The organism is Nocardia sp. NPDC057668, from assembly GCF_042799795.1.
In the GTDB taxonomy this organism is placed as follows: Bacteria; Actinomycetota; Actinomycetes; order Mycobacteriales; family Mycobacteriaceae; genus Nocardia.
Genome location: NZ_JBHVIC010000002.1, coordinates 1,029,912 through 1,048,949 on the forward strand (window position 1 = coordinate 1,029,912; position 19,038 = coordinate 1,048,949).

Annotated in this window: 1 protein-coding gene (cut by a window edge); it reads right to left on the reverse strand. The window is 72.3% G+C overall.

Features of this window, described 5'->3' with window-relative positions; genetic code table 11:
- Nucleotides 1–19,038, reverse strand: the 3' portion of a protein-coding gene (locus tag ACFVBH_RS17315; RefSeq protein ID WP_379002433.1) for a non-ribosomal peptide synthase/polyketide synthase. 87 nt of this gene lie beyond the right edge of the window; 19,038 of the gene's 19,125 nt are visible here — the last part of the coding sequence; its start codon lies beyond the right edge, outside the window — the gene reads right to left on this strand; it ends in the stop codon at nucleotides 1–3.

Sequence of the window (19,038 nt, forward strand, 5' to 3'; positions counted from 1 at the left end):
TTACCGGTGATCCACCTGCCTGCGCAGGGCATTGAGCACCCGGGCGACGCGCGCCAGGGCCTCGGGCGAGGCCATCTGCCAGTGCGTGGCCTCGACCGCGTAGCTGTGCACGATGCCGTCGATGACGTCGCGCCAGCCCGAGACCCCGAGCGCGCCGCTCGGATCGTCCAGGGCCGCGGCGAAGTAGAGCAGGCTGCCCTTGAAGCTGCGGGGCTCGTAGGCGCCGATCAGGCCCAGCGAGGCCAGACCCGAGTCGATGATGCGCTCCACCCGCTCGGCGGTGACCGAGGCGAACGGCTCCGGCAGCGCCGACAGGCGTTCGGCCAGTGCCACCGGGTCCGGCTCGGCCGACTCCGCACCGGAGTCCGCACCGAGCAGTCCGCCGAGCAGTTCGGCGACCGGCAGCCGCACCGGCCCCTGCACGTCCGCTTCCAGCGAGCTGTCCAGCATGGCCAGCGTCGCGACCTCCTGACCCTGCTCCTGCAACTGGACCGCCATGGCGTGCGCGAGCACGCCGCCCAGCGACCAGCCCAGCAGGTGGTACGGGCCCTCGGGCTGGACCGCGCGGATTTCCTCGACGTACCGGCGGGCCCAGCTCTCGATCGAATCCGGCAGCGGCGCATCCGATCCCAGCGTCGGGGACTGCAGACCGTAGATGGGCCGGTCCTCGTCCAGCTCGGCGGCCAGCGCGGCGAAGGACCAGGCGACACCGCCCACCGGATGGATGCAGAACAGCGGCGCGCCCGCGCCCTGCGGACGCAGCGGCAACAACACCTCGAACGCCGCGCCGGCGTCGAGATCTCCGGTGCTCCTGGACAATTCGGCGACGATGTCGGCCGGGGTCGGAGCGGTGAACAGCAGCACCACCGGGATCTTGCGTCCCAGGGCGGCGCCCAGTTCGGCCGCCAGGCGCACCGCGATCAGCGAGTTGCCGCCGAGCTCGAAGAAGTTGTCGTCGAGCCCGACCGGATCCCGGTCCAGCACCTCGGCGAAGACCGCGCACACCGCGACCTCCAGCTCCGCGGCCGGGGCCCGGAATTCGCGGGGCGCGAATTCGGGCTCGGGCAGCGCGGGACGGTCCAGCTTGCCGTTGGCGTTGAGCGGCAGTTCCTCGAGCACCACGAACGCGGACGGCACCATGTACGACGGCAGGCGCTCGGCCAGCGCCGCGCGGACGCGGGCCGGATCGAGCTCGATGTCCTGCTCGGTCGCGCCGACCACGTACGCCACCAGGCGATCGGATCCGGCCGCGCCGTCCGACTTGGCCAGCACCGCGGCCCGGGTGATCTCGGGCTGTGCCAGCAGCGCCGCCTCGATCTCGCCGAGCTCGATGCGGAAACCGCGGATCTTCACCTGGAAGTCGGTGCGGCCCCGGTACTCCAGCTCGCCGTCGGTCCGCCAGGCCACCAGGTCGCCGGTGCGGTACATGCGCTGCCCCGGTTCGAAGGGGTTGGCCACGAAGCGATCCGAGGTCAGGTCGGCCCGGCCGAAGTAACCGCGCGCCAGCTGCGCACCGGCCAGGTACAACTCACCGGACACCCCGGCCGGGACCGGGCGCAAGCGCGCGTCCAGCACGTAGACCCGGCTGTTCCACTCCGGCGAGCCGATCGGCACCGACACCCGATCCGCCCCGGTCACATGGTGATTGGTGATCGAGACCGCGGCCTCGGTCGGGCCGTACAGGTTGAACAGCGCCGCTCGGGGATGTGCCCGCCGGAAGCGCTGGGCCACCGCGGCGGGCAGCGCCTCGCCGATGGCGAGCACGCGGCGCAACGGCGCGGCCGCCCCGCCCGTCCCGGCGATGAGCAGCGCGTCCAGCATGGACGGCACGGCGTGCAGGGTGGTGACGTTCTCCCGGACCATGAGGTCCCCGAGGTAGTCCGGATCGCGGTGCCCGTCGGGGGCCGCGATGATCAGGCGACCGCCCGCGACGGCGGCGGACCAGAACTCCCAGACCGACAGGTCGAAGGTGGCGGGGGTCTTGAGCAGCACGGCGTCCTGCACGCCGAGCCCGAATTCCGCCGTCTTCCACTGCAACTGGTTGGCGATGGCCGCGTGCGTGACGGTCACGCCCTTGGGCCGGCCGGTCGAGCCGGAGGTGAAGATGACGTACGCGGCGTGCTCGGGCCGCAGCGGGGCGCGCCGCTCAGCGTCCGACACCGGAGCCGCCGAGTAGCCCGCCAGCTCACCGTAAGAGTCCAGCAGATCGATGCGAACCTGCGCGGTGTCGATCGGCAGATCGTCGCCGGAGGTCAGCACCGTCACCGGATCGGCGGTGTCCAGGATGTATTCGATGCGATCGGCGGGCTGATCCGGATCGATGGGCAGGTACACCCCGCCCGCGACCGCGACCGCGTACATGGCCACGACCAGATCGACCGAACGCCGCAGGGCGAGGCCGACCCGGACCTCCGGGCCGACGCCCATGGCGATGAGGTGCCGCGCGAGGCGGTTCACCCGGCCGTCGAGCTCGCCGTAGGTGACCTCCGTGCGGGAACCCGCGCCGTCGCCCACCAGCGCGATGCGCGCGGGTGCGGCCGCCACCGTTCGCGCCAGCAGCGCGGGCAGGGTGGCCGTGGCGTCCACCGCGTGCGCGGTGTCGTTCCAGGAGCGCAGGATTCGCTTGCGCTCGGGAACGGCCAGCAGGTCGTAGTCGCCGACCGGCAGCTCCGGGGTCAGCGCCGCGATATTGAGCAGGGTGCGCAGCCTGCCCACGATCGCGGCCGCGGTGCTCTCGTCGTACAGCGCGGTCGAGTAGGTGAGCTGGGCGGTGAGCCCGTCCGGCGCGCCGTCGGCGGTGTACCGGTCCACGATCACCAGGTGCAGGTCGAACTGCGAGATGGTGGTCTCGAAATCGGCCGCGCCGATGCGCAATCCGGCCAGCTCCAGTTCCGGCGTCTCGGTGTTGTTGAACGAGAAGCCCACCTGGAACAGCGCGTGCCGGGCGGTGGAGCGGACCGGATCCAGGGCCTCCACCAGCCGCTCGAAGGGCACGTCCGCGTTCGAGAGCGCGGCCAGGTCGGCCTCGCGCACCCCGGCCAGCAGCCCGGTGAACCCGGCGCCCGTGTCGACCCGGGTGCGCAGCACCAGGGTGTTGACGAACATGCCGACCAGATCGTCGAGCGCGTCCTCGCCCCGGCCCGCGACCGGCGTGCCGACCGCGATGTCGGAGGTGCCGGACAGGCGCGCCAGCAGCAACGCCCACGCGGCGTGCATGACCATGAAAAGCGTTGCGCCATTGGCTCGCCCGAGCTTGACCAGGCGATCGTGCAGATCGGAGTCGAGATCGAACTCGACCGAGCCGCCCGCGGTGGACAGCACCGGCGGCCGGGGCCGGTCGGCGGGCAGTTCGAGCTGATCGGGCAGACCGGCCAGGGCCGCGGTCCAGAACTTCAGCTGGCGCGCCAGCAGCGAGCGCGGATCGTCCTCGGTGCCCAGGCGGGCCCGCTGCCAGATCGCGTAGTCGGCGTACTGCACGGCCAGCGGCGCCCAGCCCGGCTCCTGCCCGGACTGCCGGGCGGCGTAGGCGGTCATGACGTCCCGGGCCAGCGGGGCCATGGAGGCGCCGTCGCCCGCGATGTGGTGCACGACCACGACCAGCACGTACTCGTCCGTCGTGCCCGCGGGGGCGAACAGGCGGCCCCGAATCGGCACGGTGGTGGTGACGTCGAACCCGGCCGAGACGAATTCGGTGATGACACCGAACAATTCGTCGGGCGCGACCGAGACGGGGGTGAGCGCGGGCAGATCCACCTCACCGGCGGGCTTGATGACCTGCACCGGCCCGGCGTGGGTGAGCGGGTACACCGTGCGCAGCACCTCGTGCCGCAACACGAGATCCGCCATGGCGGCCTCGAGCGCGGGAATGTCCAGGGCGCCGGTCAGCCGAATGGCCATCGGCATGTTGTAGGCCGAGGAATCGCCGTCGAAGCGGTTCAGGAACCACATGCGCTGCTGCGAGAGCGACAGCGGGACGGGGTCGTTGCCGGTGCGGGGCACCAGCGGCGGCACCGCCCACAGCGCGACGGATTCGGCGTCCACGGTGGCGGCCAGGGCGGCGACCGTCGGATGCTCGAAGACCGTGCGCATGGCCACCTCGACCCCGAGCCGGGCCGAGAGCCGAGCCGAGAGCTTGACCGCGCTCAGTGAATTGCCGCCGAGGGCGAAGAAGTCGTCGTCGAGGCCGACGCGCTCCGCGCCGAGCAGTTCGGCGATGGTCTCGGCCACGGCCGTTTCCACCTCGGACTCCGGTGCGCGGAAGGCCGCCGTGCGGAACACCGGCTCCGGCAGCGCCTTTCGATCCAGCTTCGCCATCGGGGTGAGCGGGATGGCGTCGATCACCATGATCACGGCCGGGACCATGTAGGAGATGAGCGAGCGGCCCGCGAAGGCGCGCAACTCTTCCGGGTCCACCACGCGTCCCGCGGCGGGCACCACGTAGGAGACCAGCGAGACGTCGCCGCTGCGGCCGGTGTGACCGATGGTGACCGCGAAGTCGACGTCCTCGTGCGCGACCAGCGCGGAGTCGATCTCGCCGAGTTCGATCCGCAGCCCGCGCACCTTGACCTGGTCGTCGGTGCGGCCCAGGTATTCGATGGTCATCTCGCCGGCGCGCGAAACCCAGCGCACCAGGTCGCCGGTGCGGTAGAGCCGGCCGCCGGGTTCGCCGTACGGGTCGGCGACGAAGCGGTCCGCGCTCAGCGCCGCGCGGCCGTGATAGCCGCGGGCCAGACCGGGTCCGCGCAGGTAGAGCTCACCGGCCGAACCGTCCGGCACCGGGCGCAGTCGCGGATCCAGCACCACCGCGGACTGGCCGTCGACCAGATCGCCGAGCACCACGCGTTCGCCGGGGCGCAGCGGGGAGCTCTGATGGCTGATGATGGTGATCTCGGTCGGGCCGTAGCCGTTGTAGAGCTCGCGGGTGCCGCCCCAGCGATCGACCAGGTCCGCGCCGAAGCCCTCGCCGCCGACGATCAGGTACGGCATGCCCGCCAGGGTCTCGGGATCCAGGGTGTTGATCACCGCCGGGGTGAACACGCCGTGCGTGACGCCCTCGGATTCGATGAGTTCGCGCAGCTCCGCGCCGCCGATGATCTCCACCGGCGAGACGACCAGCGCCGCGCCGACCGGGAGCGCCATCAGCAGTTCCAGGATGTTGGCGTCGAAGCTGGGCGAGGTGCGGTGCAGCACGCGGGAATTCGCGTCGGTCGGGGAATGCGAGTGATGCACCGCGGCGATACCGATGATGCCCGCGTTGCCGACCACCACGCCCTTGGGCCGGCCCGTCGACCCGGAGGTGTAGACCATCCAGGCGGCGTTGTCGGTGTGCACCGGGCGGACCAGTTCCGCGGCGTCCAGGCGGGACCCGGACAGCGCGGCCAGATGCTCCTCGATCATCGGGTCGTCCAGCACGATCCAGGTGTCGCCCGGCAGCCGGTCGACGTACTCGCGCAGCGTGATGCCAACGGCCGCACCGGAATCGGACAGCATGAAGCCGATCCGCTCGGCCGGATAGGTGGGATCCACGGGCAGGAAGGCGGCGCCGGTCTTGGCGACCGCGAACAGCGCCACCACCGATTCCACCGAACGCGGCACCGACAGCGCCACGAATTCCTCGGCCCCGACGCCGCATTCGATGAGCAGCCGGGCCAGGCGCGAGGACCGCTCGTCCAGCTCCCGGTAGCTCACGTGCGCGCCCCGGTAGATGAGCGCGGTGGCCTCGGGATCCAGATCCACCGCCGCGTGCAGGATCTCGGCCAGGCTCCGCGGCGGCAGCGCCGCCGGGCCGCGGCGCGCCAGAATGGCGGCCTGCTCGCCCTCGGACAGCACCTCGACGCTGCCGATGGTGCGGGACGGATCCGCGGTGACCGTGCCGAGCACCCGGGCGAACCGGCGCAGCAGGTCCCGGGCGGTGGACTCGTCGTACAGATCGGTGGCGTAGACGATCTCGATCAGCAGGTTGCCGTCGGCGTCGAGTTCCTCGCCGACCGAGAAGGTCAGGTCGAACTTCGCGACGGTGTCGTCGAACTCGACCGGCTCGAGCACCAGGCCCGGGACCGCGTGCGTGCCGGAGTCCAGGTCGAGGTAGTTCAGCGTCACCGTGAACAGCGGGTGCCGGGACTGATCGGCGGTCACCCCGAGCGCGGTGACCACCTGCTCGAACGGCACGGTGGCGTGCGCGAACGCGGCCAGGTCCACCGCGCGGCTCTCGGCGAGCAGCTCGGCGAACGTGCGGTCCCGAGCCGGATTCGTGCGCAGGGCAAGGGTATTGACGAACATGCCGACCAGGCCGTCCAGCGCCGGCTCGTCGCGCCCGACCACCGGGGTGCCGATGGCGATGTCGTCGGTGCCCGAGAGCCGGGCCAGCAGGGTGGACAGCGCCGCGTGCAGCACCATGAACGGCGTCGCGTGATGCCGCTTGGCCACCTCGCGCACGCGCTCGCCCACCCCGCCGCCGATCCGGCCGCGCACGACCGCGCCGCGGAAGGACGGCGCCGGCGGGCGCACCCGATCCACGGGCAGGGTCAGCTCGTCCGGCAGGCCGGTGAGGGTCTCGCGCCAGTACTCCAGTTCGGCCGGGCCGACCTCGTCCAGCACCTGCGAACGCCACAGCGCGTAGTCCGCGTACTGGACCGGCAGCGGCTCCCAGGCCGGCGCCGCGCCCGCGGCGCGGGACAGGTAGGCCAGGATCACGTCGCGCAGCAGCGGATCGGTGGAGGCGCCGTCGCCGGCGATGTGATGCAGCACGGCCACCAGCACGTGGCTGGAGTCCGATTCGCGCAGCAACATGGCTCGCAGCGGCAGTTCGGCGGTGACGTCGAACCCGGTGGCGGCGAACTCGTAGAACCGCTCGACCACCGAACCGGTGACCGTCTCGGCGGGCAGGTCGATGACGGTCTCGGGCGGCAGGATCACCTGGTGGCCTTCGCCGTCCGCGTCCATCGGGTAGATGGTGCGCAGCACTTCGTGCCGGGCCATGACGTCGGCCAGCGCGGCGCGCAGCGCGTCCTCGTCGAGGTCGCCGATCAGGCGCACCGCGAACGGGATGTTGTACGCGGGCGAGGCCGGGTCCAGACGGTTCAGCAGCCAGATGCGAGTCTGGGCGGCGGACAGCGGAATTCGCTCCGGGCGCTCCACCGCCAGCAGCGGCGGCAGGGTGCGACCGGCCGCGCCGGTGACGTAGCGCGCGAGCTCGGCCACGGTCGGGGCCTCGAAGACCGCGCGGACGCCGATGTCACGTCCGAAGGCGGCGTTGATCCGGGCCACCAGCCGCATGGCCAGCAGCGAGTTGCCGCCGCGATCGAAGAAATCGTCGTCCGCGCCGATGGGCGCACCGCCGACCAGTTCGCCGATCAGCCCGGCCAGCATGGACTCCGCGCCGTCCCGGGGTGCGCGGTAAGCCGTTGCGGCGGCGGTGAACTCGACCTTGGGCAGCGCCTTGCGATCGAGCTTGCCGACGCTGGTGCGCGGCATGTCCGCCAGCACCACCAGATGCGCGGGCACCATGTAGGCCGGCAGCGCGGAACGGGCGTGCGCCAGCAGCGCCTCCGCGGAGATCTCCGTGCCCGAGACGTAGCCGATCAGGCATTCGGTCCCGGCGCTGTCGCGATCGAGCAGCACCGCGGCGTTGGCGACCCCGCCGCCGGCCAGCAGCGCCGCCTCGATCTCACCGAGCTCGATGCGCTGACCGCGCAGCTTGACCTGGAAGTCGTTGCGGCCCAAGTAGACCAGGTCACCGGCCCGGTTCCAGCGCACCAGGTCGCCGGTGCGGTACATGCGAGCGCCGGGCACCCCGAACGGATCCGCGATGAAGCGCTCGGAGGTCAGCCCGCCGCGGTCCTGGTAGCCGCGGGCCAGCTGATCACCGGCCAGGTACAGCTCGCCGATCACGCCGGTGGGCACCGGCTGCAGGCGCGCGTCCAGCACGTAGGCCCGGGTGTTCCAGTTCGGCAGGCCGATGGCGACCTCGTAATCGGGGTCGGCGTCGGTGAATTCGTGATAGATCGCCGAGATGGCGGCCTCGGTCGGGCCGTAGGCGTTGTGCACCGCGCCGCCGACCTGCGCCCGCAGCGCGCCGAGCAGCTCGGCCGGCAGCGCCTCGCCGCCGGTGTGCAGATGCCGGAACGAGCGCAGCGCGTCGCCGTGGCCCTCGGCCACCAGCGCGGCCAGCACCGACGGCACGTGCTCGGCGATGGTGACCCCGTGCTCGCGCATCCGCGCGGCCAGATAGTCCAGATCCTGATGCCCGCCGGGCTTCAGCAGCGCCAGCGGCGCGCCGGTCAGCGCGGGCAGGAAGCACTCCCACACCGAGACGTCGAAGGCCAGCGGCGCGCGCTGCATGATCCGGTCCGCGCCGGTCACCTGATAGCGGTGCTCGAGCCAGCGCAGCTGGTTCATGATGGCGCGGTGGCTGGTGCCGACGCCCTTGGGCTGGCCGGTCGACCCCGAGGTGAACAGCACGTACGCCAGGTTGTCCGGCCGCAGCCGGGCGACCCGCTCGCTCGGGGCGACGGGCTCGGCCGAGAACTCGGCGGTGTCCAGGGCCGCGATCGCGACCGTGGACACCCCGTACAGCTCGGGCACGGTGGCCCCGCCGACCGCGAGCACGAGCCAGGTGTCCGAGGTGGTCAGCACGTGCGCGATGCGGTCGGCCGGGTGCGCCGGATCCACCGGCACGTAGGCCGCGCCCGCGTTGACCACGGCGTAGAGCGCGACCATCATGTCCAGGCTGCGCTCGGCGGTGATGCCGACGATGTCGTCCGGGCCGATGCCCTCGCGAATCAGCCAGCGCGCCAGCCGATTCGACTTGGCGGCGAGTTCGGACCAGGTCAGGGACGCACCGTCCAGCGAGACGGCGACCGCGTCGCCGTCCGCCCGGGCCCGCAGGTCCAGCAGCTCGGCCAGGGTCTCCTCGGGCAGCTCCCGCGCGGTGGCGTTGCGATCGGACAGCAGTCCGCCGCGCTCGGCCATCGACAGCAGTCGCACCTCCCCCACCGTGACGCGCGGGTCGGCGACGAGCGCGCGCAGGACCCGCTCGTACCAGGCCAGGAAGTCGGTGATGGTCTCGGAGTCGAAGAGGTCGGTCGCGTAGTGCAGGTGCACGTCGATCCCGGCGGGCACGCCGTCCACGTGGTGATCGCTGAGGGTCCAGTCCTGATCGAACTGGATGGGCAGCACGCCCGCGTCCAGGCTCTTGATGCCGAGTCCGCGCAGCTGGAACTCCGGCTGGGCCAGGTTCTGCATGGTGAAGCCGACCTGGTAGATCGGCGAATGCGCTTGCGAGCGCACCGGATTCAGGGCATCCACCAGGGTTTCGAACGGCACCGCCGCGTGATCGAAGGCGGCCAGGTCGGCGTCGCGCACCTGCGCGAGCACCTCGGACAGCCGCGCCCCGGCGGGCACCGCGGTGCGCAGGGCCAGGGTGTTGACGAACATGCCGACCAGCTCATCCAGCGCCTGATCACCGCGACCGGCGACCGGGGTGCCGACCACGATGTCCTCGGTACCCGACACCCGAGACAGCAGCACGGCCAGCGCGGTGTGCAGCACCATGAACGGGGTCACCCGGTGCGCGGCCGCGAATTCCACCACGGCGGCGTGCAATTCGGCGTCCAGCACGGCGGTGCGCGCGTCCGCGCGGTTGGAGTGCACGGCGGGGCGCGGGCGATCGGTGGGCAGGGCCAGCAGGTCCGGGGCGCCGGCGAGCTGCCGGGTCCAGAACCGCACCTGGCGCGCGAGCACCGAGTTCAGCTCCTCCGGCGAGCCGAGGGCCTCGCGCTGCCAGATGGCGTAATCGGCGTACTGCACCGGCAGCGGCTGCCAGGTGGGGCCGCTGCCCGCGCAACGGGCCACGTAGGCGTGCGCCAGATCCCGGGTCAGCGGGGCCAGCGACCAGCCGTCGGCGGCGATGTGGTGCACCACGATCAGCAGCACGTAGGTGTCGGGCTCGTCGGCCACCCGCAGCAGTCGCACGCGCAGCGGCACCTCGGCGGTGACGTCGAAGACGGTGCGCGCCAGACCTTCCGCGAGCACCGGCAGTTCGGCGGCGGTGACCTCGCGGGGTTCGAGATCCACCAGGCGGGTGCCCGCGGGCAGCACCACCTGGCGGGCGACGCCGTCCTGTTCGGGGTACAGGGTGCGCAGGGTCTCGTGCCGGTCGATCAGGTCGCCGACCGCGGCGCGCAGCGCCTCGATGTTGAGCGAACCGGTCAGGCGCAGCGCGAACGGCAGGTTGTAGCCGCCGCCCGCGGTGTCGAAGCGGTTCAGGAACCACATGCGCTGCTGGGAGATCGACAGCGGCACGGTGTCCCCGCGCTGCTGCGGAACCACCGGCGGCAGTGCGGCGTTCACCTCGCCGGCGTCGGCCAGGGCGAGCAGGCGCGCGGCCAGGTCGCGCACGGTGGAGGCGTCGAAGACGGTGCTCAGCGGCACCGCGAGGCCGGTCGCCCGGGACAGCCGGGACACCAGCTGGGTGGCGATGAGCGAATTGCCGCCGCGGGCGAAGAAGTCGTCCCCCGCCCCGACCCGCTCCAGGCCGAGCAGCTCGCCCATGACCGAGGCCACGAGCAGTTCGGAATCCCCCGTGGGATCGACGAATTCGGCGGTCGCGAAGGTCGGGGCGGGCAGCGCCCGGCGATCCAGCTTGCCGTTCGCGGACAGCGGCATGGCCGCCAGCTCCACGAACACCGCGGGCACCATGTAGGCCGGTAGTCGCTCGGACAGTTCCCCGCGTAGGGCGTCGGTATCGACGCTCGCGCCGGGCACGGCGGGCACCAGGTAGCCGACCAGCAGCTCACCGGTGTGCTCGGCGGTGCGGACCAGCACCGCCGCCTGCGCGACGGACTCGTGCGCGGCCAGGGCGGCCTCGATCTCGCCGAGCTCGATGCGCAAACCGCGCAGCTTGACCTGGAAATCGGTGCGGCCCAGGTACTCCAGCTCGCCGTCGGCGGTCCACTTCACCAGGTCGCCGGTGCGGTACATGCGCTCGCCCGCACCGAAGGGGTTGGCCACGAAGCGATCCGCGGACAGGTCGGGACGCGAGACGTAGCCCACGGCCAGCTGCGCGCCGGCCAGGTAGAGCTCGCCGGGCACCCCCGCCGGAACCGGCGTCAGCTGCGAGTCCAGCACGTAGACACGGGTATTGAAGACCGGGCGGCCGATCGGCACGGTGCGGGTGTCGGCGTCGGTCACCCGGTGGTAGGTGACGTCGACCGCGGCCTCGGTGGGGCCGTACAGGTTGTGCACGTCGGCACCGGTGAGCGCGCGCAGGCGCTGCGCGGGCGGAGCGGGCAGCGCCTCACCGGAGGCGAAGACCATGCTCAGTCTTTGGCCTACGCTTCGCTCCGGCGCGTTCGCGGCGCCCGAAGTCTCGTTCTTCCCTCCCTCCGCACTGAGCTTTTGGCCTCCGCTCCGCTCCGGCAGGTTCGCGGCGCCCGAAGTCTCGTTCTTCCCTCCCTCCGCTCCTCCGCTTCGCTCCCCCGCTCCACTCAGTCCAGAACGAGACGCGCCGCGAACAGAGGGCTCGTGGGTTTCGAGTTCTGCTACGTAGAGCTCGAGCATCGAGGGGACGAAGTGGGCGACCGTGATCTGCTCGTCGGCGATGGTGGTCGCCAGGTAGGCGGGGTCGCGGTGGCCCTCGGGGCGGGCGATTACCAGGCGGGCGCCGATCTGCAAGGGCCAGAAGAACTCCCAGACCGACACGTCGAAGGTGGCGGGGGTCTTCTGCAGGACGGCGTCGGCGGGGGTCAGGGCGTACTCGGCCTGCATCCAGGCCAGGCGGTTCACGATGGCCGCGTGCGAGACCGCCACGCCCTTGGGGCGTCCGGTCGAGCCGGAGGTGAAGATGATGTACGCGGTGTGCGACGGGCGCAGGGCGGCGCGGCGATCGGCGTCGGTCAGCGGGGCGGTGGCGTAGCCGGCCAGGGTCACCGCGTCGGCGGTCAGCTCGTCGATGCGAATCTGGCGCACGCCCAGCGGTTCCAGATCCGCGCCGGAGGTGAGCACGCAGACGGGGGCGGCGGTGTCCACGATGTAGCGGGTGCGCTCGATGGGGTGATCCAGATCCAGCGGCACGTACGCGCCGCCGGCGGTGATCACGGCGTACATGCCGATCACCAGATCCAGCGAGCGGCGCATGCCCAGCGCCACCGGCACATCGGGGCCCACGCCCTGCTCGACCAGGTAGCGGGCCAGCCGGTGCACGCGCCCGGCGAGCTCGGCGTAGGTCAGGCTCTCGCCCTCGAAGGTGAGGGCGACCGCGCCGGGCGCGGTGCGCACGCGCTCCTCGAAGAGCGCGAGCAGGGTCTGCTCCGCGTCCACCTCGGCGGCGGTGGCGTTCCAGGTGTGCAGGACGCGTTCGCGTTCGGCGGCGTCGAACAGGTCGATGGCGCCGAGCCGGATCGAGGCGTCGGCGGCCACGGCCGCCAGCACGCGCTGCCAGCGGGCCAGCAGCGTCTCGATCGAGGCCGGATCGAACAGCTCGGCGGCGAAGCGCAGAGCTCCGCCCAGGGCGCCGTCGGTGCCGTCCTCGATCACCAGTTGCAGATCGAACTTCGCGGTCGGGTCGGTCAGCGGGACCGGGCGCACGGTCAGGCCCGGCAGCTCCAGATCCACGGCGGTGTTGCCGTTGTCGCCGTAGCTGATCATGACCTGGAACAGCGGGTGCGCGCCGGTGGTGCGGTCGGTGACGAGTTCGTCGACGATCTGCTCGAACGGCAGCTCGGTGTTGGCGAACGCCGCCAGGTCGATGTCGCGGACCGCGTGCACGAACTCGGCGAAGGTGGCGGCGCCGTCCACCGGGGTGCGCAGCACCGCGGTGTTGACGAACATGCCGATGAGACCGTCCAATTCGCGTTCGCCACGACCGCCGACCGGGGTGCCGATGACGATGTCGCCGGTGCCGCTCACCCGGGCCAGGGCGGCGGCGAAGGCGGCGTGCACCACCATGAACAGGGTCACGCCCTGCTCGCGGGCGAGTGCGCGCAGACCGGTCGCGATCTCGGCGGGCACCGCGAAATCGATGGCGTCGCCGATGTTCCGGGGCTGCGCCGGGCGCGGTCGGTCGGTCGGCAGCGCGAGCCGGGCCGGGGCGCCGGCCAGCGTGTCCCGCCAGAAACCGAGCTGCTGATGCGCGAGATCGCCGGGGGTGCGCGCGGATCCGAGCACCTCGCGCTGCCACAGCGCGTAGTCCGCGTACTGCACCGGCAGCGGCTCCCAGCCGGGAGCCGAGCCGGTCAGCCGCGCGTGATAGGCGATCATCAGGTCGGTGACGAGCGGGCGCAGCGACAGCGCGTCCGCGGTGATGTGGTGCACGACCACCACCAGCACGTACTCGTCGGCCGCCGGGGCGTCCGCACCGTGGTCGAGCACCAGCAGCGCTATGCGCGAAGGCAATTCGGTGGTGACGTCGAACGCGGCCTGGGCCAGCGCGGTGACCGTGCCGGTCACCTGGTCCGGGCGCACCGGCACCGGGCTCAGGCTCAGGCCGACCTCGGCCGCGTCCAGCAGCTGCTGGAACGGGCCCTCGGCGTCGGCCGGGAAGCTGGTGCGCAGCGACTCGTGCCGGGCCAGGACGTCGAGCACGGCCTGCTCCAGCGCGGTGACGTCGAGCTCGCCGGTCAGGCGCAGCACCATGGGCAGGTTGTAGAGGCTGGGACCGTCCTGCTCGTTCTCCAGACGGTTCAGGAACCACAGCCGCTGCTGGGCCGGGGACAGCGGCACCCGGTCCGGGCGCGGGCGCGCGGTCAGCGCCGGGCGCGGGGCGGCGTCGGACAGCACCGCGGCGGCCGCGGCGAAGCCCGCCACGGTGCCCGCCTCGAACAGCACCCGGACCGGAATCCGCACGCCCAGTTCGGCGCCCGCGCGAGCGGTCACCTGGGTGGCCAGCAGCGAGCTGCCGCCGAGTGCGAAGAAGTCGTCGTCCAGGCCGACCCGGGGCAGGCCGAGCACCTCGCCGAAGACCCGCGCGACCACGCGCTGGGCGGCGTCGACCGGCGCGCGGAAACGCTTGGCGGCCAGCACCGGAACCGGCAGCGCGCCCCGATCGAGCTTGCCGCTGGTGCCCATCGGGAACTCGGCGAGCTCGACCACGACGGTCGGCACCATGTAGGACGGCAGCAGGCGGGTGAGCCGCTCGCGCAGGGCCGCGGTGTCGAGTTCGCCACCCTCGGCGCGAATCACGTAGCCCGCCAGGTAATCCCCGGCGTCGCCGGTGATGAGCCGCACGGCGGCCTGCCCGACCTCGGGCTGGGTCAGCAGGGCGCTCTCGATCTCGGCCAGCTCGATGCGCTGGCCGCGGAACTTGATCTGGAAGTCGATGCGGCCCAGGTAGGCCAGCTCACCGTCGGCGGTCCACTTCACCAGATCGCCGGTGCGGTACATGCGCCCGCCCGCGGCGTGGAAGGGGTTGGCCACGAAGCGATCCGAGGTGAGGTCGGCGCGGCGGTAGTAGCCGCGCGCGAGCTGCACGCCCGCCAGGTAGAGCTCACCGGGCACGCCGATCGGCGCGGGGCGCAGGCGCGAATCCAGCACGTACACCTGGGTGTTCCACTCGGGCTCGCCCATGGGGACCGCGGGGGTGCGCTCGTCGGCCTCGCGGTAGGTGACGGTGACCGCGGCCTCGGTCGGGCCGTACAGGTTGTGCAGGGTCGCGTCGGAGAGCGCGCGCCACGCGGTGACGGTCTCCACCGGGAAAGCCTCGCCGGCGACGAAGACGTCACGCAGCGAAGCGAGTTCGCTCGCCTCGGCGTGCGCGGTGAACACCGCGAGCATGGAGGGGACGAAGTCGGTGAGCGTGACGCCCCGGGCGGCGACGGTCTCGGCGAGGTAGCGGGCGTCGCGATGACCGTCGGGGGTGGCCAGCACCAGGACGGCGCCGACCCGCAGCGGCAGGAAGTAGCCCCACAGCGAGACGTCGAAGGTGCTCGGCGTCTTCTGCAGGTACACGTCCGAGCGTGAGATGCCGTATTCGGCCTGCATCCAGGCCATCTGGTTGGCGATGGCGCGGTGGCTCACGGCCACGCCCTTGGGGGTGCCGGTGGAGCCGGAGGTGAACAGCACGTACGCCGGATGCTCGGGGTGCAGCGGCGCGCGGCGATCCCGATCGGTCAGCTTGGCCGCCGAGTGTTCCGACAGGTCGAGATCGTCCAGGCGCAGCAGCGGCGCGGCGTCGGTCTCGAAGCCGTCGGCGGCGGTGGTGAGCACCAGTGCCGGTGCGGCCGTGGTCAGTACGGTGGCGATGCGCTCGGCGGGATGGCTCGGGTCGACCGGCACGTAGGCGGCTCCGGCGCGCAGCACGGCGTACATGCCCACGACCAGCTCCACCGAGCGCGCCATGGCCAGCACCACCAGCGACTCCGGGCCGACGCCCTGGGCCACGAGCAGCCGGGCCAGGCGGTTGGCCCGCTCGGACAGCTCCCGGTAGGTGAACGACCGCTCCCCCGAGATCAGCGCGACCGCGTCGGGGGTGCGCTGGGCCTGGGCGTCGAACCCGGCGTGCAGCAGCGTGTCCGGGACCTTGGCGCCGGTGGCGTTCCAGCTCTCCAGCACGTAGTCCAGCTCGCTGCCGTCCAGCAGCGCGATGTCGCCGACGGGGCGGTCGGCGTCGGCGACGGCGGCGCTCAGCAGGCGCACGAACTTGGCCGCGAACTCGCGCACGGACGGCTCGTCGAACAGATCCGTGGCGTAGGTGAATTCGACGCGGTAGCCCGAATCGCGTTCCACCACATTGAGGTTCAGATCGAACTTGGCGAACGCGAGTTCGAAGTCGATCAGCTCGGCGCGCATGCCGGGCAACTCGGGCGTCGTGACGCCCTGGTTCTGCATGAACAGCGCCACCTGGAACAGCGGGTGCCGGTTGCGCGCGCGCACCGGGTTGAGCACCTCGACCAGGCGCTCGAACGGCACATCGCGATGGGAGAAGGCGCGCAGATCCCGTTCGCGGGCATGGGCGACCAGCTCGGCGAAGGAGCGGTCACCGCGCACCTCGGTGCGCAGCACCAGGGTGTTGACGAACATGCCGATCAGATCGTCCAGCGCGGCCTCGCCGCGACCGGCGACCGGGGTGCCGATGGCGATGTCGGTGGTGCCGGACAGCCGGGCCAGCAGGGCCGCCAGCGCCGCGTGCAGCACCATGAACGGGGTGGCCTGGCCGCGGGCGGCGACCGCGTCGACGGCGGCGCGGAGCTCGGCGGAGAGCTCGACCTCGAACGTCGCGCCCCGGTAGCTCGAATCGGCCGGGCGGGGCCGGTCGGCGGGCAGGTCGAGCTGAGCGGGCAGCTCCGCGAGCTCGTTCGTCCAGAAGGCGAGCTGACGAGCGGCGAGCGACTCCGGATCGGCCTCGTCGCCGAGCACCTCACGCTGCCACAGCGCGTAGTCGGCGTACTGCACGGCCAGCGGCTCCCAGACCGGGACGAAGCCGGCCTGGCGGGTGGCGTAGGCCAGCACCAGATCGCGCACCAGCGGGCCCAGGGAGAAGCCGTCGGCGGCGATGTGGTGCACGACGAGCACCAGTGCGTGATCGTCGACGCCCAGGCGCAGCAGCCGCAGCCGCAGCGGAACCCCTTCGGCCACATCGAAACCGCGCCCGGCGGCCGCGTAGACCTCCCGCGGCAGATCCTGCTCGGTCACCTCGGCGGGGATCAGGTCGAGTTCGGCGGCGGCGTCGAAGTCGGCGGCCGCGCGCACCACCTGGACCGGCCCGTCCGGGGTCTGCGGGTAGTAGGTGCGCAGGATCTCGTGCCGGGTCACCAGATCGGTGACGGCCGCGGCCAGCGCCGCGAGGTCGAGTTCACCGCGCAGCCGCAGCGCGGCCACCACGTTGTCGACCGCGGCGGCGTCGAAACCCCCGGCGGTGCCCTCGGACTCGTTGTGCGCCAAGCGATTCAGGAACCACATGCGCTGCTGCGCGGGCGAGAGCGGAATCGCCGCGGGCCGCGGGCCGGCCACCAGCGGCACGGCCGGCGCACCGGCGGCGGCGCTCAGCTCGGCGGCCGCGGCCAGCGCGGCCACGGTCGGGCGGTCGAAGAAGTCGCGCACGTCCACCGCCGCGCCCAGGGTGTCGCGGATCCGGGCGATGGCGCGGGTGGCGATGAGCGAATTGCCGCCGAGAGCGAAGAAATCGTCGTCCGCGCCGACCTGCTCACGGTCGAGCAGGTCGGCGAAGATGGCCGCCACCGCGGCTTCGGCCTCGGTCGAGGGCGCGCGGTAGGCGGTGCTCGCGTCGGCGAACACCGGTTCGGGCAGCGCGCGCCGATCCAGCTTGCCGTGCACGGTGATCGGGAACTCGGCCAGCACGACCAGCGCGGACGGCACCATGTAGGCGGGAATGTGCGCCCGGGCCCCGGACAGCACGGCCGTGCTGTCGATCAGCGCGCCGCGGGCGGGGACCACGTACCCGACCAGGGACTGCTCCCCGTTGGCGCCGGTGTGCAGCAGCACGGCGGCCTGGGCCACCGTGTCGTCGCGCAGCAGCGCCGACTCCACCTCGCCCAGCTCGATGCGCTGGCCGCGCAGCTTCACCTGGAAATCGGTGCGGCCCAGGTACTGCAGCTCGTCCGCGCCGCCGTCGACGCCGTGCACCCAGCGCACGAGATCGCCGGTGCGGTACATGCGGTCGCCGGCCGGGCCCTCGGGGTTGGCCACGAAACGATCCGCGGTCAGGCCGGGGCGCGCGAAATAGCCTCGCGCCAGCTGCATTCCGACCAGGTAGAGCTCGCCGACCACACCGTGCGGAACCGGGCGCAGGTCCTCGTCCAGGACCAGCAGCTCCACCTCGTCCCCCGGATGACCGAGCGGGACGGAGTCCACGTCCACCGCGGTCACCTCGTGCGAGGTGACCAGAACCGTGGCCTCGGTGGGGCCGTAGATGTTGTACAGGGTCGCACCGCTGACGCCGCGGAAGCCGGCGGCGGTGGCGGGCGGCAGGGCCTCGCCGCCGACGTAGACGAAACGCAGGGAATCGGACAGGCCCTCGGGATCCTGCTCGGCCTCGGCGATCAGCACCGAGAGCATCGAGGGCGGGAAGAACGCGGCGGTGACCTGGGATTCGCGCATGGTGCGGATCAGGTAGGCGGTGTCGCGGTGCCCGTCCGGCACCGCGATGACCAGGCGCGCGCCGGTCTGCAGGGTCCAGAAGATCTCCCACACCGAGGCGTCGAAGGTGGTCGGGGTCTTGAAGAGCATGGCGTCCGCGGCCGAGAGCTGCAGGCGGCGCTGCTGCGAACGGAACAGCGCCAGGATCGCGCGGTGCGAGATCGCCACGCCCTTGGGCCGGCCGGTCGAGCCGGAGGTGAACAGCACGCACGCGAGATTGTCCGCGCCGGTCCGGGTCAGCTCGTCGTCATCGACCGGGGACAGCGCGGCGCGCGAGGCCGATTCCCCCGCGGTGCGCTCGAATTCGTCGATGCGCAGGACCGGCACCGCGGTGTCGAGCCCGGCGCCGTCGGCCGTGGTGGTCAGCACCAGCACGGGCGCGGAGACCTCGAGCACGTAGGCGATGCGCTCGGCCGGATGATCCGGATCCAGCGGCAGGTACGCCCCGCCCGCCTCGAGGATGGCGTACATGCCGACCAGCAACTCGAAGGACCGGCGCGCGGCCAGGCCCACCAGCACGTCCGGACCGACACCCAGCTCACGCAGGTGCCGGGCCAATACCGTGACCCGGTCGGCGAATTCGGCGTAGGTGAGCTCGGCGCCCTCGAACTCCATGGCCACCGCGTCCGGGGTGCGCCGCACCTGGGCCCGGAACTTCGAGGTCAGGGTCTCGATCGGGGCCAGCTTGGGCTCGAGCAGCCCGGAGGCCGCCAGCACGGCGTCGTCGACCAGGGCCTCGAGCACCGCGGTCAGCTCACCCTCGGGGCCGTCCATCAGCGCGGGCAGCTGCCCGGACACCACGACCTGCACCAGCGCCTCGGGCTCGAGCGCTCCGCCCATGGCTTCGCTCAGCATCGCGACCTCGGCGGCGAGCGCGCCGTAGGCGATGGTCTGCTCGGCGTAGCGCAGCGCGATCCGATCGGCGTCCAGCTCGGCCACCAGGGGAAT